The sequence below is a fragment of the Wolbachia endosymbiont of Menacanthus eurysternus genome (genome assembly GCA_029715105.1).
Lineage (GTDB): Bacteria > Pseudomonadota > Alphaproteobacteria > Rickettsiales > Anaplasmataceae > Wolbachia.
The window spans coordinates 448,159-474,958 of sequence record CP085695.1; the positions used below are offsets into that span (position 1 = coordinate 448,159).

Sequence of the window (26,800 nt, forward strand, 5' to 3'; positions counted from 1 at the left end):
AGCTTCAACTTCAATAAAAATTAATCTTCATTTATAAACGAATTTTAATGATGATTAAGATCACACAATAAGAGTATTATATTATATACAATTTATAAATAAAATAGTAATAATAAAAGGTAATATAAAATATATATATAAAAGGAATATTATATGGCAAAAAAAAGTACCTCTTTACTCGTCAAATTAGTTAGCAGTGCAACCAAGACAACGAGCACTGGTGAAAGAAAACCAACTGGTTATTTTTACATAAAGAAACGTAATCCTAAAAGACTTACTAAAAAATTAGAATTTAGAAAATATGATCCAATAGTTAGAAAACATGTGTTATTTAAAGAAGAAAAATTAAAATGAAAAATTAATTTTTGACTTCTATAATAAAATAAAACACAGTACCATACGTTTACACATATTAATAAATATAAAATCCATAACTCTGAAGTTGACCAACTTAAATATTTAAGATAGTGATCAAAATTTTCCTCCAGAGAATTTACATTTAATCTATCATAGTACGTTATAAGACATAAATACCGCTCTTAATGGCTGAGGAGGGAATCGAACCCACGACCAAGAGATTATGATCCTCCTGCTCTACCAACTGAGCTACTCAGCCTCTAACTCTAGTATATTAAAAACTCTGTCATAGATATAATTCACATGTTTTGTATAATATGTAAAATTAAACAAAGATTCAAGTTTTTTAGAATTAATAATTTCAAGCAAAGATCTATTTCGTTTCAGTTCTAATAAAAAATCTCCGTTGTCTTGTTTTACTTTCATTGCACTTTTCTGAACAATTTCATACGCTTCTTCTCTAGTTAAACCACTATTTACCAATTCTAACAATATACGTTGTGAAAAAATTAAACCTTTTGTGGAATTTAAATTCTTCTCAATATTCTCTCTATTAATCACTAACTCATCTATTAAATTCATTAATCGTACTAAAGCAAAATCCATTATTATACAAGCATCAGGAATAATACATCTTTCTACAGAAGAATGTGATATGTCTCGTTCGTGCCATAATATAACATTTTCTAATGCAGGAAATATATAACTACGTAATAATCGCGAAAGTCCAGTAAGATTTTCACTTAAAATAGGATTACACTTATGTGGCATAGAAGAGCTTCCTTTTTGTTCGGTAGAAAAATATTCTGAAACTTCACAAATCTCGGTTCTTTGTAGATTGCGAATTTCAACAGCAACATTTTCTATTGAACTTGCAATAACTCCTAAAATTGAGAAAAATATGGCATGTCTATCACGAGGAATTACTTGAGAAGATATAGTCTCAGGTATAAGTCCCATTTTTTCTGCTACATATTCCTCAACAAACGGATGCACATTCGCAAAATTACCTACGGCACCTGATATCTTGCAAACTGAAATCTCTTTTTGAGCGTTAATCAATCTTTGATAACCTCGTTTAAATTCTGCATAAAATCTTGCAAATTTTAATCCAAGCGTAATCGGCTCTGCGTGAATTCCATGGCTGCGTCCAATACATATAACATCTTTGTAATCATCGGCCTTCTTTTTTAAAATCCTAAGCAAGTTCTTCATATTTTTAAGTAGAATATCACAAGATTCTTTTATTCGTACAGCAAGACACGTATCTAAAACATCAGAACTTGTCATTCCATAGTGAAAATAACGGATATCCACTCCAACTTTTTTAGAAATATACGTAAGAAAAGCTACAACATCATGTTTTACAACAGACTCAATTCTGCTAATTTGTTCAATATCATTAATATTAAATTCGATAGTATTAGAAAGTTTCTCAATAACATCATTTGAAATAGTACCTAATTTTACTTGAGCTTCACATGCCAGCTTTTCTATTCTAAACCAAATATTAAACTTATTACTCTCTTCCCAGATTAGAGACATTTCTTTGCGTCTATAACGAGAAATCATTAAACTAACCTATCATCTTTCTATTTCTACTACTTATCAGTATATAAAATGTTCTCATAAAACAAAATTAAATTCACTATAATAGCATTATAAAATTATTTTAAAACCATAATAAACACAAAACCGACACCAAGTTAGCAATAAGCACTAGAATACTAAAATATGCAAAATATGAAATAAGTTATGACAAATATTTGAAGAAAATACATATTTGATCCCATCAATATTATATCAGTTATACCAACTATTTATAATAGTAAATTTTGGATTTTAAACCATTATTCTAATTCTTAGATTTACAACAAAAAATTTGTTTTACTACCCCCTGTATATAGTTAAAGACCAAATCTAGTAAATTAAAAATATCTAAAATAAAATATAATTAAGATCTATAATAAAAATTATAAATAAATGAAAAAAGATCCCGTTTTTTATCAATTTCTTTCTTCTATTTTAAATTTATATAATTTATATTTCGTGCTAAAATATGTTGTGTTAAATTGAGAAAATTAGAAAAATCTTGACTATTTATCTATATCTGATAATAACCCCTTTTAGGAATAAAAAAGTTAAACAGTTATAATGAGCAGAATTTGTGAACTGACAAATAGAAAAAAATCCTTCGGTAATAATGTATCACATTCAAATCATAAAACAAAACGTACTTTTCATTTAAATTTGTGCAATGTTACACTAATAAGTGACATTTTAAATAAAAAATTTAAATTTCGCATATCATCTAGAACCTTAAGAACTATAGACTATAAGGGTAGTCTTGATAATTTTTTACTTAATACAAAAACGTTTAAATTAAGTAAAAAAGCACAAAAAATAAAAAGAAAATTGAAGAAAATCTTAATAGAACAAAAAAATAAAGTCGGTCATTCAGATGTATAGTAAGCCTACTTGGCTCAAGTCAAAAGTTCCCACTGGTAAAATATTCAGTAAAACTTTAAACACTGTTAAATCATATAATCTACACACAGTATGCGAAGAGGCCGCATGTCCTAACATTGGTGAATGTTGGAATAAATATCATGCTGCTATAATGATTCTTGGCTCCATTTGTACACGTGCTTGTACATTTTGTAACGTTGTAACTGGTATTCCCAATAAACTAGATCCATATGAGCCAAACAATTTAGCAAAAGCAGTGAAAGAATTAAATCTAAAACATATTGTTATCACTTCTGTTAATCGTGATGATTTACCAGATGGAGGGGCGAGCCAATTTATAAATTGTATAAAGGAAATTAGAAAAACAGTTGAAAAAACAACAATAGAAATTTTAACTCCTGATTTCTTAAATAAGAATGGAGCATTTGAAGCAATTGCTATCGCTTCACCTGACGTCTATAATCATAACATTGAAACAGTACCGAGATTATATGCAAAAATAAGACCAAAAGCTCGATATTTTCATTCATTGTATCTACTAAAAATGGTAAAACAAATTAACCCTAAGCTTTTCACTAAATCAGGACTTATGGTTGGTCTAGGAGAAACAAAAGAAGAAATACTCCAAGTTATGGACGACTTACGCAGTGCTGAAGTCGATTTTATAACAATCGGCCAATACCTGCAACCAACTCAAAAACATGTAAAAATTGATAGATATATTACCCCAGAAGAATTTGAGCAATATAAACATATTGCTTATTCCAAGGGATTTCTAATGGTTGCATCAAGCCCATTGACTAGATCATCATATCATGCTGAAAAAGCTTTTAACAAACTCAAAATATACCGCTGATTTTATATAACTGGAATTGTTACTCAAAAAATTTGAAATCTGAAAATTTATCTTTCTAATTTTTTGTTGAAATAAAACTCAACTCTTCAAAAGAAGACTCTAAGAAGAAACATCATACAATATTATATTAAAGCATTGTAATACAAAATAAACAAAAATTTAAAACACATGGTTAAATTATAAATAATTTTATTACATAGAACAACAAATTAAAAATTCAAGAATCGAATTTTAATAAATAATACTAAATATCTCTAATAGATATTTTCGATGATATGTTTATAAATTGTAATACATAACATACCATACAATCCTATAACTTTTAATAAAACTAAAAGTCAATATAAATAAAATAATTTCAAAATTAATTTGAAGAAAATATTAAATCAATAAAATAAATTGAATATTTAATTCTAAAAAATTCAACTTTTGTTGATAATTGAAAAATCCGAAATTATTATAATATAGATAAATAATGTGTTTATTGCATCTTCACCAAAATGATCAAAAGCTTTGTATTAATTTTTATATTTATATCCATGATTTTTATACCTTTATTGGATACCAGTGCAAGAAAGTATATTAGAATTGTTGGATCCTCAACTGTCTTTCCTTTTATTTCATATATAGCTGAAGACTTCAGTCGTATATTCCCTTTTAGAACTCCAATTGTAGAATCAATAGGAAGTGGAGCAGGATTTAAAATGTTTTGCTCAGGGATAGGAAAAGATACACCAGATATTGCTATTTCATCTCGTTCTATAAAAAACACGGAAATAGAACTGTGCAAAAAAAATAAAGTTGACGAAACAATAGAAATTATCATTGGCTACGATGGAATTATCATTGCAAATTCTAATCAAAATAATAGATTTGATTTTTCAAAAAAAGATCTATTCAAAACTCTATCTGCATATTCTCAAAAGAATGATAAACTTGTAAAAAATGATACCAAATTTTGGTCTGATATAAATCAAACCTTACCAAAAATAGAAATTGAAATCTATGGTCCACATCAAAACACAGGAACATATGAGACTTTAATTAATTCTATTATGCTCGATCAATACTCATGTATGAATTCAAAGATTTTTAAAGAACATTATAGAAATCAAGAAGAGAGAAAGAAAGCTTGTAGTAATATAAGGGACGATGGAAAATATAAAGAAGTTGGAATTAATGAGAATATAGTGATACAAAAATTAAAAAGTAATAAAAATGCTTTTGGAATACTTAGTTTTAGTTTTTTGATGAGGAATCAAGATAAAATTCAAGGAAGTACGATTGCAGGAATTGAACCAACTTACGAAAGTATATCGTCTGGAAAATATATATTAGCGAGACCACTATATCTCTATATAAAAAAAGAACATCTAAATAGTGTTGATGGATTAAAAGAATTTATTAAAGAAATTGTTAACTCTATCAGCGAAGACAATTACTTATCTAAGCTAGGTTTAATCCCACTTTTAAATGAAGATATGAAAAAAGTTCTAACAAAAATTCATAATATAATAATGTAAAATTTTGTAATTGTACTTACAGATCTATATGACAACAATGCCACCATATTCCGATATAAAGTACACCACTCTAAATTGTTCATAAAACTTAATTATAAGATGAAATTAATATAAATAAGGGAATAAAATAATACTACATATATTTTTATTCAAAAATACTACCTACCTCTACTAAAAATTTAGGTACATCTTTCTATTAAAAAACAAAAAATTAAACTTCAATACAAAATTATATTAACTTATATTTTCCCAGTAATCATTTTATACATGTTTCCCTTCTTTAATTCTATAATATTTATTATGTATATAGACAAAACCCCTATATTTTTTAGTAAAAAATTTTTACTACAAAACTACGAAATACACTAAAACCAAACATATATCATAATAAAATTAAAAAAGGGAAACATCATAAATAATAAGAAAGACTTATCCTAAATCCAAACCCTATTAAGTTACCACTTTAAAATAAAAGATTTTTAAAAATTTTCCCCTATCTAACCCATTTATATACAATTTCACTTATTAAAAATTATAAAACAAAATTCCATATATTAGAGCATAATATTTAAAATATTAAATAATATTATACACAAAATACAAGTATCTTTATTATTTCAAATGCCATAATAAATAAAAATTAAAGCATATTTTTAGCATAAAGTAACAACTCTTCTTTTGTTAAAGAATAAGAATTGTCCTCCCAATGTCGTCTTAACAACTCCAAATTGTTACTCAAACTCTTCCCTGGCTGATAGCCTATATTCATTAAATCACTACCAGACAATGGAAACTTAATAATATTAAAAGCCTTAGCAAACAAAATATATTCACTAACATCTACTTCAGATTCAACGCCACAAATCTTTACTAAATCACAATATAACTCCTTACCGAACAAAGATATATATTTTTTCTGTTCTTTTTTTGACATCCCTATTTTAATATCATTTGATAAATAAAACAATAATTTTTTCTTCTGTTTATTTGAAAGACATAAAAATCTTCCCATATATTTTCCAAGATTCAGCGTATCTCCTGCTGTTCTAAGAAGTAATGCTAACTTTATTAGTGCATCAGCATCAAAAAGAAAAGGTGAAGACAAAATTTCACATTTTACTTCTCTTGGAATAATTTTTTGTAAAACTTCAGACTTTTGCATATTTTTAAGCGTTAAAACTGGATTATTGCACTCTAACAATTTAAATATCTCATCTCTTATTCTCTCTCCAGAGAGACTTTGAATCATATGTGAATACTTTTTACATACCTCTAATATCCTACAACTCAAATCCCCAATACATATCTTTGCATGAAACCGAAATGCCCTTAAAATACGTAAATAATCTTCTTTAATTCTATCTTCAGGATTACCTATAAAATTTAATCTCCTTAATCTTAAATCTTTAATACCATTAAAGTAATCGTATATATTACCATATTTATCTGCGTATAAAGCATTAAAAGTAAAATCACGCCTTGAAGCATCAATTTCCCAATTGTTTGTAAATTCTACTTTCGCATGTCTACCATTACATTGAGTATCATACCTCAACGTTGTAATTTCAAAAGATCTATTATTTAAAACTGCAGTAATAGTTCCATGATTTAAACCAGTTGGAATAGATTTTATACCACAAAATCTAAGTGCCTTAATTATCTGATTTGGAAGAAGGTTAGTAGCAAGATCAATATCACGAACTTCACGCTGCAATATAAAATCCCTTACGCATCCACCGACAAGTTTAATCTCACCACAAAACTCCTCCATCGCATCAATAATCAAACCAGTTTCATAATCAATTTGCATATTGACTACCTAATCACATTTTTATTATATAAAACCTTACAAAAGTATAACAAAACTCTAAGGCTTACTTTCATATTGTCGATTAAATAATTTTTCTATTTTTACTTCTTTTATATCATACAACAGACCAAAAACACTTTTCTTTTCATAATACTGAACACAATATTTTACGTTATAAATACACTGATTTACAACATCACTAATTCCTTTCTTAAAATTATTTTTTGATAATTCATCAAACCTTTCTTCAACTTCTTTTCTTTTGAAAAAATTCATTGAATTATTACAATATTTTACGATTTCATCTATCTGAAAGCGTCTTGCTAATAAAAAATCTTTTTGTTCTTGCTTTAACTTGATTCCTTCACATAATTGCTCTTCAAAATTTTTTGTTTTATTAAACAACGGCTCAAAATGAGCGTTACCTTTATTTATCATATGTATTATATTGATTTCATCATATTTTACATCATTTACAGATTCAGATTCTAACTCATTTACAATTTGATTAGTCCATATTTCTTGCCCCTCTACGTTATATTTTTCAATAACATGTAACATTACATTGTACTCTCTACAGAGTATTCTCCCTTCAATATCCGGATTTCCCCATTTATTATCATACATAATATTTGCTATATAAGCGTCTAAAGTCTCACTATAACACTTACCATCACTATCGCAATTATTGGCAATTGCTTTTATAAACCATTCTGGTGGACTATTTTGTGCAAATTCCTTACAATTTCTTCGTAATTTCTCAATAGTAACCTCTATTCCTTTTTGATACCTTAAACCTTGTCTAAATGAATCAAAAAAACAACTTCCATTACTAATTGCTTTTCCTATATAAAAATTATCAGGATAAGGAGTACACTCTAAGGCTATTATTTTATTATCTTTATTAGAATTCCTAGAATTCTGAAAATTTGACATCTCTCGTTTACTATTTATAATCATAGTTATATACTCTGAATATCGTAACGATCATATTATTAAGTGTATCAAAAATTTCAAATTTTGCAAAAATTGAGAATTTATATATGAATAATATATATGAAATTTAACTGTGGTATAATAGGTTTACCAAACATAGGGAAATCAACTTTATTTAACGCGCTTACACATACATATTTAGCCGAAGTTGCAAATCATCCTTTTTGTACAATTGAACCTAATATTGGTAAAACACTAATAAAAGACCAACGTTTAAAGCAAATTGCAAAACTTGCCGGATCAAAAAAAATAATCTATAACAAATTAGAGATTATAGACGTTGCTGGTCTAATAAAGGGCGCAAATAAAGGTGAAGGACTCGGTAACAAATTTCTAAGTCATATCAGAGAAGTTGATGCTATTATTCACTTAATTAGATGTTTTGAAGATGATAATATTAAACATGTACATAATAAAGTAGACCCAATACTAGATATTGAAACAGTAGAAATGGAATTAATATTAGCAGATATCAATAGTATAGAAAAAAGATTACCGAGATTAGAAAAAAAAATAAAACAAGGTGATAAAAAATTTAAAAGACAATTTGATCTGATGCATGAAGTCTTATCTACCTTAAAAGATGGCAATCCTGTAAGGAAATTAAAATATATTAACGATAATGAAATTAAATTGCTTCAACTACTAACAACGAAACCTGTAATATATGTATGTAATGTCAAAGATATGGATGTTTTAATTGGTAATAAACTATCCAAAAAAGTAGAAAAAATGGCAAAAAAAAATAAAAACAAATCTTTTTGTATTTCAGCGAAACTTGAAGAAGACATCGCAAATCTTAAAAATGAAGAAGAAAAGCAGAACTTCATGTTAGAATTTGGCTTACAAGAGTCAGGTCTTGATAAAATAATACGTACTATGTATGAGACATTAAATATGATAACTTTTTTTACTGTGGGGCAAGAAGAAGCAAGTGCATGGCCAATAAAAGCAGGATCGACAGCTAGTAAAGCAGCTAGTATAATTCACACAGACTTTGAAAAAGGCTTTATAAAGGCAGAGAAAATAAGCCTTACAGACTACCTTCAATACGGAAGTGAATTAGCCTGTAGAAACGCGGGGAAGATTCGTTTTGAAGGTAAAAATTATGTCGTACAGGATGGCGATATAATGCATTTTAAATTTCGCGTATGATCAAAAATAACGTATTTTTAAACACCTCTTCTTACACATTAAATATCCTGATTTTTATCTCTAAAAATAGAGATAAGCTTCTCACCAGCAATAATGATGTATTATTATAAAATATCTAAACAATCTCTTCTAAAATTTTATTAAAAAGAATTCGTTATAAAATAACTGCTTTAACTCTATAATAAAAATTATATTCTCAACTATAGCGCTACCCCCCTTTTTTTCTTTTGTTTTACAAAGGAAATTTACTTTCCTAATATTTAGATCATATTTAATGATAGTTTTCTTACTTACATTATATTTCAAGAGCACCTCATATTGGTATCTTAATTTAAAATAAATCAATACCCAAAATCTACTAAATCTCTAAATATGACAAAATTATCATGATCCAAAAATACTTTATTTATACATTCTGTATATTTATCAGATATAAAAATTTGTTAAGAAACAAACCAATTTTAAAAATCTCATCAAAATTTATTATATGTAAATTTTCCTTTAACTTTATCAAATCAACCAATATTTCATAATGTTTTTACTTTTTTTATTAAAAACCGAACAACACATTTTAAATTAATTTAAATTAACATTTTTCGTAATAATTTTCCATCGCTCCCTCTTTTTTTTTTTACTTCACCATAATAATCCTTATTTATATTAGAAAAATAGAAACACTACGTAAAATACAAGGATTTTTCAATAACAACTATATTCTAAAAATTTACTATCTTAATATAATTAAAACTCTATTATCAACAGGTGTGTAAACTCCGCGTCGTCTGTATTTTCATTATTTTATTAGGTAAAATAACTAAAGAACTTATTAAATAAGTATTATTATTATAATTAAAACTAATCCCATTTATAAGTTCTCCATCTGTTATTCCAGTTGCAATAAATACTGATTCAGACCTTACCATATCTCTTACAGTATAAATTTTTTCTAAATCACTGATATCTAAACTCTTTGCTTTTTCTTTTAATTGATCAGTATCGAATATTAACTTTCCTTCCATCTTTCCATTAATCGAATTTAATGCTGCAGCCGCAAGTACTCCTTCTGGCGCTCCTCCTATTCCAATATACATATCACAATTACTATTTACTAATGAAACTACAGCAGCAATATCACCATCGTCTATAAGTTTAACTTTAGCACCTAATCCTCTAATTCTTGCTATTAATTCTTCGTGTCTTTTACGCCTGAGTATAGTTACTATCAAATCACTTATTCTACATCCTTTCAATTGGATCAAATTACTTAAATTTTCTTCAACACTATTTTTTAATGTAATTACACCTTCTGGAATATTTTTTCCTATTGCTATTTTTTCCATATAGACATCAGGTGCATACAAAAAACTACCCATTTTTGTTGCGGCAATAACAGACATTGCTCCTTGCTTATAATGAGCACAAGCTGTAGTACCTTCAATAGGATCTACGGCAATATCAATTTCCGGCCCTCTACCTGTACCAACCTTTTCTCCAATACAGAGCATTGGTGCTTCATCTCTTTCTCCTTCGCCAATCACAATTCTACCACTTATTTCCATTGAATTTAACACGGTGCGCATCACATCAACAGCAATTTGATCGACTCTCTTTTCGTCACCAAAACCCAATAACTTATACGTAGCAAATGCCGTAGATTCAGTTGCTTTCACTAATTTATAAGCCAAATCTTCTAACATCTTTTAATTAAAAATTTAAAGTACTCATGAATAATATATAATTTTATTATTTAAATCACAAATAAAAAACAATAAAACTAATTCTTATACATTGAACACAACAAATTCTTAAATATTTATTCAAACTCAACAACATAAACTATTATGGGGTCCTTCTTCTTTAAGTAGAAAGGAAACTAAAAACAAATATTTCATTTCAATATATAAACATCTCAAACTCCATAATAAAATAGAAAGTTCAAATAACAACATTCACTAACCACTAAAACACTAAATCAAAAAATAAACGTAGCATCACTATCATTGAAATAACCTCATATTATTTAATTGACTATTGTTGACTACACATTATATTGTGATGAGTAATATAACTAATTTAATAAAATTAAAACACACAACAATTCTAACATCTCTTATAAGGCCTCTTTTCCAATAAAAATTGGAAAATATAACATTGCTCGCATAGCTATAATCTGTAATTTCCTCTCCCTTCTTTAGAGAATTTGACATTAAACTGTGCTGCTACTAGTTTTGCGATCATCACTCTATATGGTGAACATGAAATATAGTCAATCCCAGATCTAATAAGAAATTCTATAGATCTCGGATCTGCTCCATGTTCTCCACAAATGCCAAACTTCATCTCTTTTCTTGTTCTCTTACCTTTTTCAATAGCTATTTTAATCAATTCACCTACTCCCTCAACATCTAATACTTCGAACGGATCGTTTTCTAATATATCATTTTCTTTATATGAATTAAGAAAACTAATTGAATCATCTCTCGAGAGACCCATAGTTGTCTGCGTCAAATCATTAGTACCAAAACTAAAAAACTCTACATATTTTGCCAATTTATCTGTAATTAATGCTGCTCTCGGTAATTCTATCATTGCTCCAACTGAATAAGTTTTACCAGACATCATTCCTGTAATAATAGAAGATTCTTTATTTATCAGCTCACATATCATTGCAAGTTCGTTTTCATTCATAATAAGAGGAATCATAATTTCAGGTTTAATTTTTGCTTTTTTTTCCTTTCTTAGCTCATCTGCAGCACTAAGTATTGCTCTAATTTGCATTAAATATATCTCAGGATAAGAAATAGCAAGTCTACAACCTCTATGACCAAGCATTGGATTTTTTTCTGATAATTGAGCTACCTTATTTTTCACAGATTCAACTGATTTATTAAGTGAATTAGCAATTTTCTCTATACTAAATTGACTATTTGGTAAAAACTCATGTAAAGGTGGATCAAGTAAACGTATCGTAATCTCCGCATTCTCCTCCATAATAGAAAATATTTCTTTAAAATCAGATTTTTGCATTTGTTCTAATTTATTCAATACATCTGCTCTTTCAAATTTATCATCAGCTATTATCAATTTTTGAATAAATTCAATCCTATCATTAGAAAAAAACATATGCTCTGTACGACATAATCCTATACCCTCTGCGCCAAACTTTTTAGCAATCCTGGCATCTCTAGGGGTATCAGCATTTGCTTTCACTTTAATTGTTTTAATTTCATCTATCCAATTAATTATAGTCTTAAGCTCGTGTGATAATTTGGGTAAAACCGTAGGAAGAATACCAAGCATAACCTCACCAGTCCCTCCATTAATTGTAATTGGTTCATTACTATTTACCTTTATATTTCCTATAGAAAAAAAATTCCTGTCTTTATCTATGTATAATCCGCCTACACTACAAATGCACGGCTTACCCATTCCACGAGTTATAACAGCAGCATGCGAAGTCATTCCTCCTCGTGCAGTTATTATACCATTTGCAGCACTTATCCCATTAATATCCTCAGAACTCGTCTCTGGTCTCACTAAAATCACTTTCTTACCTTGTTCTACTGCCTTTTCCGCATCGCTTGCACTAAATACCACATATCCAGAAACAACACCTGGAGAAGCTGGAAGTCCTTTTCCTATTATTTTTTGATCAAAATCATTGATTTTGAGAACTGGATACAATAAACCATCAAAAATTTTTGGGTCAATTCTTAATATTCCTTCTTCTTTTGTAATTATTCCATCATTGACCATATCGACTATTATACGTATAGTAGCCTCAGCTGTACGCTTACCAGATCTAGTTTGCAAAATCCATAACCTGCCATCTTGCACAGTAAATTCAATATCCTGCATATCCTTATAGCAGATTTCAAGCTTCTCACATATATCACATAATTCTTTATATGCGCCTGGCATCAATTTCTCCATGGTATTACTTTTATCTCCATCTACCGGCATAGGAGTACAAATTCCTGAAACAATATCTTCGCCCTGAGCATTAACTAAAAATTCCCCAAAACATTTTTTTTCTCCAGTTATAGGATTACGTGTAAACACCACACCAGTTGCAGAATTATTATTTAAATTTCCAAAAACCATTGCTTGTACATTAATAGCAGTACCGAAAGTCTCAGAAATATTATTTATTTTTCTATAAAAAATAGCTCTGTCATTCTTCCAAGAATCAAACACTGCCTTTATCGAACTTGACAGCTGTTCTTCAACATTTTGTGGAAAATGTTTTGCAGTTTTTTCATAAATTATACTTTTAAAGCTATCAACAATTTTTTTTAGAATACAAACATCAAGATCAGCTAAACTTTTCGCTCTATTTTTATGTTGCTCGTCATTTATAATAACTTGAAAAAGATGATGATTAAATTGTAAAACAACATTGGAATACATCATAATAAAACGACAATAGCTATTATAAGCAAAACTTTCTCCATTTCTTTTTGCAAGTCCAGTAACAGTTACATCATTTAAGCCGACATTTAAAATTGTATCAAGCATACCAGGCATAGAATTAGATCCACTAGAACGTACTGAAACCAATAACGGATTATTCGAATCTCCAAATTTGGAACCTATATCATTTTCTAGCATCTCCATATACTTTTTAATTTCATTACATAAATTACTAGATAGTAGTCTATTACTCCTACAATAATTGTTAAAAACAGAGGTTGAAATCGTAAAACCAGGTGGAACAGGAACACCAATATTACACATTTCCGCTAAATTTGCACCCTTTTCACCAAGCAAATTTTTCATTTTTGCGTTGCCATCGCATTTTTTTTGGCTAAAATAATATATTAATTTTTCTTTCATTTTTTTGAATTTTTTTATAAATCATACATATAATTTCGGTACAGACTTCCCATGAAGCGGTTAGAGTAACAAATTTTATAAAGTTTGACAATAATATGTATAACATAATCGCCTGATGACAAGTTATGTTATTATAAATGCGCATTATTATAATATAAGTATAAAATTGAAACTCTTCGTGAAATTCATATATCATGACACGCACTAATTAACTTTTTTTAATTCATTCAATAATAAAATTATTTCTTTTAATTTTTCAATTAAAGCGTACTAAATATGGATACTCGAAATAAACAAAATGTTACAAAACTTATTTTCCTAATTATCGCCTATATGTTTTACCAATTTTCAAATAACAACCATCACTCTTTAGTTATTTCTAACAAAACATATAAAATTTCCTTACTGTATTTTACATTACTCTTTATGTATATTAAAAAACATTTCTTATCCAGAAAAGATTTTCTTAACTCAACATCATATACAGTTTATACATCTTTATATAAATATTAAGTTAACAACTACATATTATTTTTCCCCATAACACTCCTAGTAAGGAGTTGACTACAAAATCTAAAATTAAAACAAAAATTTCAGTTTTAAAAAATTCATAAATATTTAAAGAAAAGTTAAAATTCAACTCAACATAAACTCCTCACCAAAAGAAAATAACTAAAATAAAGCTAAATTCCAAAATTATATTTTTTTAAATATAAAACAACAACAAAACTGTATAAAATCATCTTACATAAACAAAATTATTTTATACAAAAACCAAATTTACAAGTTTTCATAATATAACAAAACAACAACTAAACTCTTTTTAGAATATGGTAAGTTACTATAATTTACACCTTAGTATTATTCCAATAACAATACACTTTCCAATATTATTAGAAAATATAAAACACCAATTTTTTATTAAGATTCAAATTTTCTATAATCCAGAAAGGCTGGAACCGGAATCGAACCGATATAAAAAGGATTTGCAGTCCTTCGCATAAACCATTCTGCCACCCAGCCATTATGAATAAATATGCATAATATCCTTTAACATAGATAAAGCTTCTTCTCTTTTCCTCTGAAAAGTATTACGTCCAATAATTGAACCATCACCACCACCTTTTTTAATCTCTTTTATATCATTATATATATCATTTATAGATTTCGAATTCCCACCAGAAAAAACCACTATCCTTCTTCCTGCAAAACAAGATTTCTTAATAAAAGAAATTCTTCTAGACAGCAACTCAATATTCTCTATTTCTACTTTTTCTTTCATTAATTGATTTGTAGGAAGTTTCACTTTTATTATAGTAGCACCAAGCAAAGCTGCTATATGCGCGGCATAGGAGACTACATCAACTGCTGTTTCAAATTCTTTGGAAATTCCTTCACCTCGTGGATAAGACCATAATACTACTACAAGTCCATAGGACTTAGCCTCAGCTATAATTTCACGTGCTTCTTCTATCATATCAAAACACTTAGCAGAACCAGGATAAATAGTAAACCCAATACCTGTACAGCCCAAACGCAGCGCATCTTTTACAGAAGCTGTTATAGCTTGGTCAGGAGTTAAACTTTTTAGATGTAAAGAATTAAAACTGTTAAGTTTTAAAATTAGAGGAAGTATCCCGTCATAAGACGAGATACCAGCCTCAATCATTCCAAGCGGAGCAGCATATGCACTCACGTCTGAGTCAAGTGCAAGTTGAAAATGATAATTTGGGTCATAAGCATCCTGATTAACTTCAAAACTCTTCACTGGTCCATGTTCAAATCCTTGATCAACAGGAAAGATCAATAATTTCCCAGTACCACCAAGTTTTCCATGCATGAGGATACGTGCAAGACTTGTTTTTACTCCAAGATTTTCATTATCATAATAATTTAAAATTTGCCTTACTTTATTGCTTAATATCGTCATAAATTAAAAGTAAACTTACAATTTAATTTCTAAATTGTAATCAAATAAAAACTCAATACAAGAAATTTTAATTTATTCTAAAACTCTTTACATTTCTAGATTTTTTTAAATCTAAAATCCTATTATAAAACGCATCTATTCGAAAGTACTTCCTTAAAAACTTAAAATAAAATCAGCTCACAAACAAATCTTTCAATATCAATTGAACTCATTTATTTCTCAACTTACATCTGCATTTTATACTTTTGTTAACATGTATGCCCCTTGATATTTTACTGCACAAATTCAAATTTACTTTCTCATCATTTAATACTAATCTAATAATTTCTAATATACCCCCATAATAATTTTATTCTAAAAACACATACATCTTGAATAGAAGAACTATCTCTGCTAAAACAAAAGTTATTACATAGATATTTTATCAAATCTTATCATTTCAATAGCTGAAATCGAACTTTTATATCAATAAAATTAGCAAAACTTGCAATTTTATCTATTTTTAACAAACATCATTTGTATTTTCTGTATACTATGCTCTATTTGTCTTATCTGCTCTATTAATCTTTTTTCTAAATTGAAATTACCTCCCAATCTTGCTTTAAATTTTTCCTTTTGCAATACATTTAACTCTTTTAACAATATCACATTATTCCACACAATCTCCGCCGACTTTTTCTCATTTAATTGACTATTTAACGTATTAGTTTTCTCAAAAATGAGCTTTATAACTTTACTATCAAATTGATATAACTCCTGCAACAAAACCCTTCTATCAAACTTATTTCTATTATTTATCAAATCAATTATATACATTTGTAATTTTCTCATCCCAATATCCGTAAACTCAAAATAAGAAAACTGCTCTAAAAATATGGCATGATTTAAAATCTCAGGAAACTCTATCACTATACGTAAAATTATAGCCTGATTTTGCTCTGCTTCAATTGCATCTGAAGACTTATCGTAAAAATATCTAGTCTCTATTATTTTGATAGGCAAACTTCTAGTTTTTTTTAAATCGCTAATTTTAGTATAAAAATAATCCCTATAATATCTCTTAATACTGCTATTACTTATAGTATTAACATATTCCATAAATCTACACTCAAGAACTGAATATTTTTCTGGAATAGAATTTTCATAATTTTGAAAGTTACTACTATTAACTATATATTTCCACAAATACTCAGAGTGTAACTCTGTATAACGATTAAAACAAAAAAGTATATCTTCTTTTTTATATTCCAACTCATTACATATATCGTATGGATCTTTTTCCTTTGGTAAAATTATAAATTTTAATGTATATCCTAACTTAAGTATCGGAAGAATAAATTTAGCAATTCTAGTGGTGGCATAACGTCCAGAGTTATCACCATCCATACAAATAGAAATTTCTTTAGTAAATCTCCATAAACTTTGTATTTGTTCTACTGAAATCATAGTACCAAGAGAAGCAACTACATTGTTAATTCCGGCTTGATGTAATGCTATTACATCCATATATCCCTCAACGATAAATACATGTTGCTTTTTACGTATTTCACTCAAAGCAAGATCTAATCCATATAAATTTTTCCTTTTTTTAAAAAGTTTACTCTCTGAACTATTTAAATATTTTGGATATTGATTTGCGCTAAGTGCGCGCCCTCCGAAACCAATAACCTTACCTGTAATATCATGTATAGGGAACATAAGACGGTTATAAAAGTAGTCACGAAAACTTTTATTTATTAAACCAATATGAATTAAAATCTCATCTTCGATACCAAAAGAATTTAAATATTCTCTTAGACCACAATATGGCGCGTAACCCACTTTAAATTTATCTATAACTTTGAGCGAGATTTTACGCTGATTTAAGTAAGTAATAACACTCTTTTTTTTTTGTATAAACCACTTTGTAGTTAAACTTAATGCTAAAAACAATTTGTTATTTTTAGCGGAAATATCAGTACTCTTAAATAAATCAACACCTGTAACTAATGCTAATCTTTTTAAAACCTCTTGAAAACTTAAACTTTCAGTTTGTGAAATAAATTCAAATACATCACCATGAGCAAAACAACCAAAACAATAATACGATCCCTTAATGTCATTTACAAAAAATGATGGAGTTTTTTCATTATGAAATGGACAAATTCCAACAAAATTATTCCCGCTTTTTATTAATTTTATCTTTTTACCTATTATATCAGATATTAAAAGTCTTGATTTTATAGTATCTATATAACTCACTTTACTTAAAATAATAATTCTAATTGGTAATTAATTAATAACTCGAAATAAATTTCGAGTCTATGCCTTAAGAGGATATGTTGACAAACAAAATAGAATAAATTATCCATATTAAATATACTCTTGATAAATCATAATTTTTAATATGAATGTTGTATCAATAGCTTCAGATCATTCTGGCTATGAATTAAAATCAGAAATAAGACCATATTTAGAAACTTTAGGTTATATAGTAATAGATCACGGCTGTACTGTTGAGCAAAAAAGTGTAGATTATCCTGACTACGCTATTAAGGTTGTAAAAGATATAACAAACAAAAAAGCAAATTACGGAATACTAATTTGCGGTACAGGTCTTGGTATGAGCATCGTAGCAAATCGCTTTGAGGGAATCTATGCCGCTTTATGTAATAACATCGAAATTGCTAGATTAGCTCGTAAACATGGCAATGCAAACATACTTTGTATTGGCGCAGAGTTTACTACAAGTACATTAGCAAAAGATGTAATCAAACAATTCCTTGAGACAGAATTTTCAAAAGAAAGTAGACACAAAAAACGTCTTAACAAACTAAATAATATAACTTCTTATAGAAAGAAAGAAAAAGTACAAACTTACAATAATAACGAAATATTAAAATTCAATAAAACAGCAGAAGAATGGTGGAATGAAAATGGAAAATTTAAATCACTACATATGATGAATCCAATAAGAGCACTGTATATTATTGAAAAAATAAAAGAATTTAAAAAATGTTCTTTAAAAGAACTGTCATTGCTTGATATTGGATGCGGTAGTGGAATTTTATCAGAATCAATGGCTAGAGTTGGAATTAGTGTTGTAGGAATAGATATATGTAAAGAAAACTTAAAAATAGCAAAATCACATGCAAAAAAAGTAGGATTAAGTATAAAATACAAAAATACTTCCGTTGAAAAACTAAAAAATGATAAAAAATACGACATAATCTTACTTATGGAAGTGGTAGAACATGTAGATAATTTAGAACTTTTTATGAAAAAAACAATAAAGCTACTAAAACCAGGAGGGCTGATATTCATATCAACAATTAATAGAACTATCAAATCTTTCTGCCTCGCAATAATTGCTGCAGAATTTATACTAAAATGGCTGCCAAGAGGCACACATAATTGGAATAAATTCCTCAAACCATCAGAAATTACAAATTATTTGAGAGAAAATAATATCACGTTACAGAACATAACTGGCATGGAATTTAATATAATAAAACGTGAATGGAGGTTAACAGATGGTATAGATGTTAATTATATACTCTGTGGCTTATTAAAGGTTCTATAGAAGAGAGATCTCTCAATAAATACAAATAAAATTTTTTGATCTCGCAAAAAAAAAGACAATCCTATCTTTTTTTTTGCTTATTAAAATAAAGATATCTTCCTAACAATAAATTAGAAAAACTTAAAACTTTAAGTATAAAAAATTAATAGTTTAAAACTAAAAAGAATACAAAGCTCTCTTCTTACAAGATATGAAATTATCATCTATTTACAAAATTCTCTACCAAACAAATAACTTAAAATAAAATTAATGAAACAGAATTCAGCCCCCCCCCCTAAATTATACAAATTTTGAAACCCACAACATTACTGTATAACACAATATCATTAAATAAAATTTTTAAATTATCAAACAAATGACTTCTCATTATCGAGAAAATGATCAAAACTTTTTATTTTATTTTTCTCAAAGGGATTTCCATATTAACTCTGCAACATTTGCAGGACTATCACTTTTTGTAATAGGTCTACCAATCACAATATAATCAGCTCCCAGATTTATTGCTTTTTTTGGTGTTACTATTCTTTTTTGATCGTTATAATCATCGCATATACGAATTCCAGGAGTAATAATTATAATTCCGTTACCACATTCCTTGCGTACCTCCCGCGCTTCCAATGCAGAACATACTATTCCATGTAAACCAATCTTTTTTGCAAGTTTTGCAAACAAAACTACCTGTGATTTCACATCTCTTATCACTCCGAGCTCATTCAAATCTTCATCATCCATACTAGTTAATACAGTCACCCCAACTAACTTCATTTTTGTACCTTTTACTACATTTATAGCTTCCCTCAACATTCTTACTCCACCATTTATATGCAACGTTAATATTTCAACACCTAATTCTTTAATTACCTTAACTGTTTTAGATACAATACTTGTAATATCAAATAACTTTAAATCCAAAAATATTGGTATATTATATCTTGCAAGTTCTTTAATTCCAAGTGGTCCATGAGCAATAAAAAATTCCAACCCGAGCTTTATCATACCAACCTTACCATATAAGACACTAGCTAAAGATATAGCCTTGTTCAAATCTTGTGTATCCAACGCACATATTATTGGATTCATACATGCATCCTTTTCCCTTTATAAATATTCTTCATTATTTGTCTTATATCTCTGCTTCTTAAGCAGAACTTAATATTTCCAATAAATATTATTATCAATTAAAACTTTTCATCCACATTCATATATTATATATTATAATGCCCAACTCCGTAATTTCACTTTTATTTTTATTTAAAACTAATAATATCTATATACTTTTATATATTAGTAAAATTTTACAGAATATTTTACACGTGAATTTCACTACTAATAACTTCATATAAATTAAACATATTTTATTAAAATAAATATAGAAACCAATTCTATCCTTATTCTACCCTTTTAATCTAATTTTCATATTTTAATTTTAATTAAATTTAAATTTTGCCGAACCCACCCTATTTAACAAGAGAAATTATACAATTTTACCTTTAATAAAACTTCTTACTAACAAAATTATTATTATTTTGCTAATAGGTTATAATAACTATTACTTTCTTTTAAGAACTCCCATTAAAAATTCTTTATTAGATTTAAAAATAAAATTCAATACTTATTTCTTTTCTAATTATTATTAAAACTCACATTACTTAATCACACCACATTTTATCTTCAGAACCTTATTCATGGTCAACAACACTCTAGCTATTCATTCTTTACACATTAAAACATAACTATTATAATTCCGCACCTACAGTAAACTTTTCATTCGATGCTACAAATCCAGTCACATCTTCACTCCATTGTATCAATTTAGCATTACAAACTGTTTGTAAATCGTTCTGCGTAGATAAATTTAATCTATTTTCTTGTACATTCACTTTTATCGTCAATTTTTTTATTAAATGTTTTAATGATACATTATTATCAGCTTTTATTTTTCTTACAAGATTCAATATCTGTACAGAATTATCCCCCATTTCTTTAGAACATTCATCATAAATAAGCTCTTCTTTAATTGGCCAATTGTTCTTACGATGTATAGAATTACAACTATATAATTGATAATATATTTCTTCTGTAATATATGGGAAGAAAGGCGCAAATAATCTCAAAATAACATTTAATGCACATATTAAACCCTGTTTTGCGCTCGAAGCTTTATCACCACCAACTCTATCCCCATACACACGTTTTTTTACTAATTCCAAGTAATTATCACAAAAATCTTTCCAAAAAAAATCCTCCACAACTCTTAAAGCTTTATAATATTCAAATTGCAATAAATCATTCGTTGCTCTGTCTATAACTTTATATAACTTAGACAGTATCCATTTATCTATTGTTTCACTAATAGAATTTATCTTTACTATTTGATACTTTTTTATAAACATGGAAACAAATTTACTAGCATTCCAAAGCTTTATAATAAAACGCTTGCCAGTTTTTAATGTGTTCTCAGAATAAACTGTATCAATTCCAAGTTTTGAATTTGCTGCCCAATAACGCACTACATCAGCCCCATAGATGTTAAGCACTACGTTGGGAGTAATAATATTACCTTTTGATTTACTCATCTTTTTTTTATTATCAGCTAAACACCAACCGCTAATCATAATGTTCTTCCATGGCAAAGAATTTGCATGATAATGTGCCTTTAAAATCGTATAAAAAGCCCAAGTTCTTATTATTTCGTGACTTTGAGTACGTAAATCTGCAGGAAATATTTTATCATAACGATGATCTCGCAAATAAAATTTATTGTTTATTGCTAATGCATTTAGTTGAGGGGTAATAGCGCTCGTAGCCCAAGTATCCATTACATCTTGATCTGGAATAACTTCTTTTCTACTATACCCAGTTGGTAGATCTTTAAACGGATCTACAGGAAGATTTTTTACTTCAGCCAAAATAATTTTGCCTTCCTCTCCTTTGCGCCTTGAATACCATATTGGAAATGGTACCCCAAAATAACGTTGTCTTGAAATACACCAGTCCCAACTTAGTCCCCTTATCCATACTTCCATACGCTTTCTCATAAAATCTGGATACCAATTGCATTTTTTAACCCTATCTAAAACTTTAGCCTTTTCATTTAAAGTCTTAATGAACCATTGATATGTAGAAAATATTTCAAGCTGTGCACCAGATCTTTCTGCGCATTTAACAGAATGAAAAACATTAGTACTCTTTACAAGAGATCCACTTTTACTCAATATTTCAATCATTTTTTTTCTTGCTTCTTTAATCCTTAACCCTTCCAATGCACTACATATTATTTCAACGCCTCGACATCTATATTTACTATGATAAATTGAATTTAAACTTATCTTACCATCACTGTTAATAATAATCTTCATCGGTAAATTATATTTTTGTTGCCAATACACATCAAGTTCATCACCAAACGTACAACACATGACTAATCCAGTACCCTTATTTATTTTAACTCTATTATCAGCCATAATTGGAACTTTTTCCTCTGTTACTGATACTATAGCCATCTTCCCAATTAAATGAGTATAACGTATATCTTCCGGATGACAAAAAACTGCAACACATGCAGGAAGTAATTCAGGTCTTGTAGTTGTAATCTTGATCTGCTCATTTTCTTGAGTAGAGAAAATTATTGTGTTTAAAAGTGACTCACAAATTTTGTTATCTATTTCTGCATAAGAAATTGCAGTTTTGTCAACAGGATCCCAAAAAATAGGTTGCATTTTTCTATATGCATACCCCCTATTGTACAGGTCAATAAACGACATTTGAGAAAGCGTTATAGCATCCCTGCTTAAAGTATGATACTCTAAATTCCAATCATAACTAATACCAATAGACCTAAATAAATTCTTGAATTTTTGCTTTAATTTTTTAATTACCCCATAACACATCTCTATAAATTCTTCCCTTTTAACCTCTTTTGCGCGTATTTTATAAACTTGTTCAACCAACCTTTCAGTTGGAAGTCCATTACCATCAAATCCTATTGGATAAAATACGTCTCTTCCTATCATACGCTGAAATCTTGCAATAAAATCCGTATGACAATAACTAAATACATGACCAATATGCAACTCTCCTGATATTGTCGGAGGAGGTGTATCTATAACAAAAGTGTTACTCCCACCGCTCCATCTATAAATATTGTTATCTTCCCATAATGCATTATGTCTATTTTCAATTTCATGAAAACTATACTTTCCTTCTAACATAAACTTTTCATTTAATTTTTAATTAATAGATTATAAAATGAAAAACAACTAATAAAAACTCTATTAAAATTTATACATTTATTTAATTTGCTAAGCTTTAAGCTTAAACTAATAAACATCATCAAAATTGTTCATCAATGAGACTATCCCTTAGAAATCAATAAGCATGCCCCGTATTAAACATAAACTTAATAAATTCTAATAAAATCTTCTTCTTGTTTTACAAACAAAAGCTGTAACAATAAATACATACTCCCTTTACTATCCTAACTGTGAAGCAAAATTTAACATTTATACTTATAATTTAATAATAACTAAAATAACATATTCTGCTATAACTTTAAATACAAATGATTTTGTACTCTAATTAGATACAAAGAGGTAAATAAAATTAAAAATTTTTATGAAATCATCCAAAGAAAATCATCTAAGTGAACATAAAAACTAAAATAAAACTATAAATATATGAAACTTAAAGTTTTTCTCAAAATTTTAATCGATAGGTCAATCTAGACAATCTAATTGTTAACAAATATCACAGCAGTGATTTTATCGTATTCACAAAAATAAATTCCTTTAACATTATCCTTATTTTATTAAATTTATAAAACATAATACCCCACCCTTGCATCATTCATCTACTCTTACTAAATCTCAATTCTTCACTAAATTCTTAAAAATTTTTATTATTTTATCATACTTTTATCACACAAAAACATGAGTTAATATAAATTAAAAGTTCTTGCAAGAATCTAAAATCGACTAAATCTTCAATATTTTAAAAGAAATTTAAATATATATACCACTATTAAATACTTCTTTTTCTCTTAATTAATTCCTACTTTTTATTCCAAATATAAATCTATTAATTGAATAATAAACCTTCCTCCTGAAAGGGACAACGCCCCAATAACTCTAATCCAATATAGATTTAATACATATCGGAAAAAGTCTCATTTAATTAGCAATCCCATATCAGTCTACATACCTCTTTTAACACTTGAATTACAAGAATATTATGCTAGCAATATATAAGTTTCTTATTCACAAAATAATATCTAAAATTGAAATTTCTTATTCATTTGCTTCACTTACTTTCATTTATCTATATTTCTTATAAAATCTTTAATTTGTAACCAACTTCTTTTTTATAAAAGCTTATTTATAAATAAATTTATTGCACTTCATTTCAAACATCTCCCAACCAAAATATCTTAAATTACCCTAATATTTTTTATATTTTACTTAACGCTAAAACATATTTTCTTAATGCTTCTTACGCATATCTATATTTACTTTTGTTCAAAACTAAAATCACAATAAAACTAACAAAGTTTTAATTTTTAAAAATCTTAAAATTTGACATAACTCTATGCTATTATCTGTTCTATCTAAAACAAACAAATTATATCCAAAATACAAAAATCTTTGATTGGGACGATAACTTTTTATATTATTAATTTTACATTTTGAATTAAGAATTAATTATCTACATGACTATCTCTCATATCTTACCAGTTTACTCTCCTATTAACATAAATTTTTCTTATGGCAAAGGTATCTACTTATATGACATTAATAATAAACGTTACATAGATTTTCATTCTGGAATAGCAGTTAATAGTTTGGGTCACTCCAATCCACAATTAATTAACACCCTTAAGCTACAAGGAGAAAAATTATGGCACATATCAAACACCTATAACATACCTACTGCTAATAATTTTGCAAAAAAATTAAAAAATAATAGTTTTGCAGATACTGTATTTTTTACAAATTCTGGATCAGAGGCAGTAGAGTGTGGACTTAAAATTGCTATGGCTTATCAAAATGGAAAAGGTAATAAAAACCGTCATAGAATTATAACATTTTATGGTGCATTTCATGGAAGAACATTTATAACCTGTGCTATAAATAGCAAACAAAAATTTTCTAGTTTAATTAATCCCTATATTGATTGGTGTGACAATGTTGAACCTAACATCGAAAGCGTAAAAGAAACAATTTCTAATAAAACATGTGTTATATTAATAGAACCAATACAAGGACAAGGTGGTATTAAAATAATGGACAAAACCTTTATAAAAGAATTAAGAAAACTATGCAATGAACATGACATATTACTGTTTTTTGACTGTGTACAATGTGGCTCTGGTAGAACTGGAAAATTATTCGCATATGAACATATAGGAATAGAACCTGATATATGCGCTCTCGCGAAAGGAATAGGAGGTGGATTCCCGTTGGGAATTTGTCTCGCAACTAAAAAAGCTGCTAAATATATGAAGGTTGGTATGCACGGTTCTACTTTTGGCGGTAATCCACTTGCAACCTCAATAGGTAACACTGTTATAGACGAATTACTAAGTTATAACTTTCTAAAAAAAGTTGAAATTAGAGGTAAATATTTAAAAAATAAATTAGAAAATTTAGCAAACAAATTTTCAATAATAGAAAAAGTAAGAGGAAAAGGGCTAATGCTCGGAATAAAAGTAAAAATGGATAGCAAAAAATTTTCAGAAGAATTAAGCTACCGAGGTCTACTTACTGTAGGAGCAACATTAGATAATGTTGTAAGAATTTTACCTCCACTCACTATCACAGAAAAAGAAATCGACGAAGGAATTGAAATACTAATTCAGTACTTATCTAGTTTATCTAGTATCAATTCTCATGTTAATGGAACAACCTTCTAATTTATTTAAGGGAATATCTATTGAACAGATAAGTAGATAAAATTTCTTCTAATATAAAAAGCCTCACTCACTTTTTACTATATAGAAGATATTAAAATTTTACCCCGAAATCCAGCTACAATTTTATACTTAAAACTACCAAAAACCTATTCTGGTAATTTTAAAATATAAAACAGACTTATCACCTTCATAAAAAGCAAAACCAAATTTCATAATCATAAAACTTTTATAAAAGATTGCAAATCTTTTAAGATAATTAGAATTAATATCCCCACGACAAGAGACCTTTTACCTTATTATATTATAAACTTAAATAATTTGCTCAATAAGCCCATTTTAAAATTTTATCTGATTTATAAAACTTATATTTCATACTATGAACAAAAATTATATACTGAT

The 26,800-nt window shown here is 27.7% G+C and carries 16 protein-coding genes and 2 tRNA genes; 7 read left to right on the forward strand and 11 right to left on the reverse strand.

Annotated features, from left to right (window positions below):
* Positions 1-153 precede the first annotated feature (153 nt).
* Entirely contained in the window at positions 154-354 is a 201-nt protein-coding gene (gene rpmG / locus LJI21_01795; GenBank protein ID WFW29508.1) for a 50S ribosomal protein L33, read from the forward strand.
* A gap of 189 nt (positions 355-543) precedes the next feature.
* On the opposite strand, the gene LJI21_01800 is transcribed toward rpmG, so the two are convergent.
* A tRNA-Met gene (locus LJI21_01800) sits at positions 544-616 on the reverse strand.
* Positions 607-1,929 carry an adenylosuccinate lyase gene (gene purB / locus LJI21_01805; protein WFW29509.1) on the reverse strand — a complete coding sequence of 441 codons (1,323 nt, stop codon included), beginning with the start codon at positions 1,927-1,929 and terminating at the stop codon, positions 607-609. Before purB ends, LJI21_01800 begins: the two co-directional genes overlap by 10 nt.
* A gap of 582 nt (positions 1,930-2,511) precedes the next feature.
* On the opposite strand from purB, the gene rpmB reads away from it, so the two are divergent.
* The 3 genes from rpmB to LJI21_01820 all read left to right on the forward strand — a co-directional run bounded on the left by rpmB (position 2,512) and on the right by LJI21_01820 (position 5,205).
* The gene (gene rpmB, locus LJI21_01810; GenBank protein WFW29510.1) at positions 2,512-2,826 is read left to right on the forward strand and encodes a 50S ribosomal protein L28; all 315 of its coding nucleotides are present in this window, start codon (positions 2,512-2,514) and stop codon (positions 2,824-2,826) included.
* Positions 2,819-3,682 carry a lipoyl synthase gene (gene lipA, locus LJI21_01815; protein WFW29511.1) on the forward strand — a complete coding sequence of 288 codons (864 nt, stop codon included), beginning with the start codon at positions 2,819-2,821 and terminating at the stop codon, positions 3,680-3,682. The genes rpmB and lipA overlap by 8 nt, the downstream gene beginning before the upstream one ends.
* Positions 3,683-4,182: 500 nt before the next feature.
* Positions 4,183-5,205 (forward strand): substrate-binding domain-containing protein, encoded by a 1,023-nt coding sequence (locus LJI21_01820; protein ID WFW29512.1) that lies wholly within the window; start codon positions 4,183-4,185, stop codon positions 5,203-5,205.
* A gap of 640 nt (positions 5,206-5,845) precedes the next feature.
* Here the strand turns inward: LJI21_01820 and LJI21_01825 are convergent.
* Complete coding sequence (locus LJI21_01825) at positions 5,846-7,015, reverse strand: CCA tRNA nucleotidyltransferase (protein WFW29513.1); 1,170 nt, start codon at positions 7,013-7,015, stop codon at positions 5,846-5,848.
* 57 nt (positions 7,016-7,072) lie between these two features.
* Positions 7,073-7,951, reverse strand: a complete 879-nt coding sequence (locus LJI21_01830) for a hypothetical protein (protein WFW29514.1) — start codon at positions 7,949-7,951, stop codon at positions 7,073-7,075.
* A 120-nt stretch (positions 7,952-8,071) separates the two neighbouring features.
* On the opposite strand from LJI21_01830, the gene ychF reads away from it, so the two are divergent.
* Complete coding sequence (gene ychF / locus LJI21_01835) at positions 8,072-9,166, forward strand: redox-regulated ATPase YchF (protein ID WFW29515.1); 1,095 nt, start codon at positions 8,072-8,074, stop codon at positions 9,164-9,166.
* A 755-nt stretch (positions 9,167-9,921) separates the two neighbouring features.
* Here the strand turns inward: ychF and glpX are convergent.
* The 5 genes from glpX to dnaG all read right to left on the reverse strand — a co-directional run bounded on the left by glpX (position 9,922) and on the right by dnaG (position 18,173).
* On the reverse strand, positions 9,922-10,863 hold the full coding sequence (glpX, locus tag LJI21_01840) for a class II fructose-bisphosphatase (GenBank protein ID WFW29516.1): 942 nt from the start codon (positions 10,861-10,863) through the stop codon (positions 9,922-9,924).
* Between the two features lie 466 nt (positions 10,864-11,329).
* Positions 11,330-14,002: a pyruvate, phosphate dikinase gene (ppdK, locus tag LJI21_01845; GenBank protein WFW29517.1), complete on the reverse strand. Its 2,673-nt coding sequence runs from the start codon at positions 14,000-14,002 to the stop codon at positions 11,330-11,332.
* A gap of 950 nt (positions 14,003-14,952) precedes the next feature.
* Positions 14,953-15,025: transfer RNA gene (locus tag LJI21_01850), tRNA-Cys, on the reverse strand.
* Between the two features lies 1 nt (position 15,026).
* Positions 15,027-15,932 (reverse strand): class I fructose-bisphosphate aldolase, encoded by a 906-nt coding sequence (locus tag LJI21_01855; protein WFW29518.1) that lies wholly within the window; start codon positions 15,930-15,932, stop codon positions 15,027-15,029.
* A gap of 492 nt (positions 15,933-16,424) precedes the next feature.
* On the reverse strand, positions 16,425-18,173 hold the full coding sequence (gene dnaG, locus LJI21_01860) for a DNA primase (protein WFW29519.1): 1,749 nt from the start codon (positions 18,171-18,173) through the stop codon (positions 16,425-16,427).
* Between the two features lie 145 nt (positions 18,174-18,318).
* Between dnaG and ubiG the strand changes: the two genes are divergently transcribed.
* Positions 18,319-19,494: a bifunctional 2-polyprenyl-6-hydroxyphenol methylase/3-demethylubiquinol 3-O-methyltransferase UbiG gene (gene ubiG, locus LJI21_01865; GenBank protein ID WFW29520.1), complete on the forward strand. Its 1,176-nt coding sequence runs from the start codon at positions 18,319-18,321 to the stop codon at positions 19,492-19,494.
* Positions 19,495-19,899: 405 nt separating this feature from the next.
* On the opposite strand, the gene pyrF is transcribed toward ubiG, so the two are convergent.
* Together pyrF and LJI21_01875 are read right to left on the reverse strand one after the other, a co-directional pair.
* On the reverse strand, positions 19,900-20,574 hold the full coding sequence (gene pyrF, locus LJI21_01870) for an orotidine-5'-phosphate decarboxylase (protein WFW29521.1): 675 nt from the start codon (positions 20,572-20,574) through the stop codon (positions 19,900-19,902).
* Positions 20,575-21,230: 656 nt separating this feature from the next.
* Positions 21,231-23,705, reverse strand: coding sequence for a valine--tRNA ligase (locus LJI21_01875; GenBank protein ID WFW29522.1), 2,475 nt, complete (start codon positions 23,703-23,705; stop codon positions 21,231-21,233).
* 1,493 nt (positions 23,706-25,198) lie between these two features.
* Here LJI21_01875 and LJI21_01880 point away from each other — a divergent pair.
* Entirely contained in the window at positions 25,199-26,401 is a 1,203-nt protein-coding gene (locus LJI21_01880) for an aspartate aminotransferase family protein (protein WFW29523.1), read from the forward strand.
* Positions 26,402-26,800 lie beyond the last annotated feature (399 nt).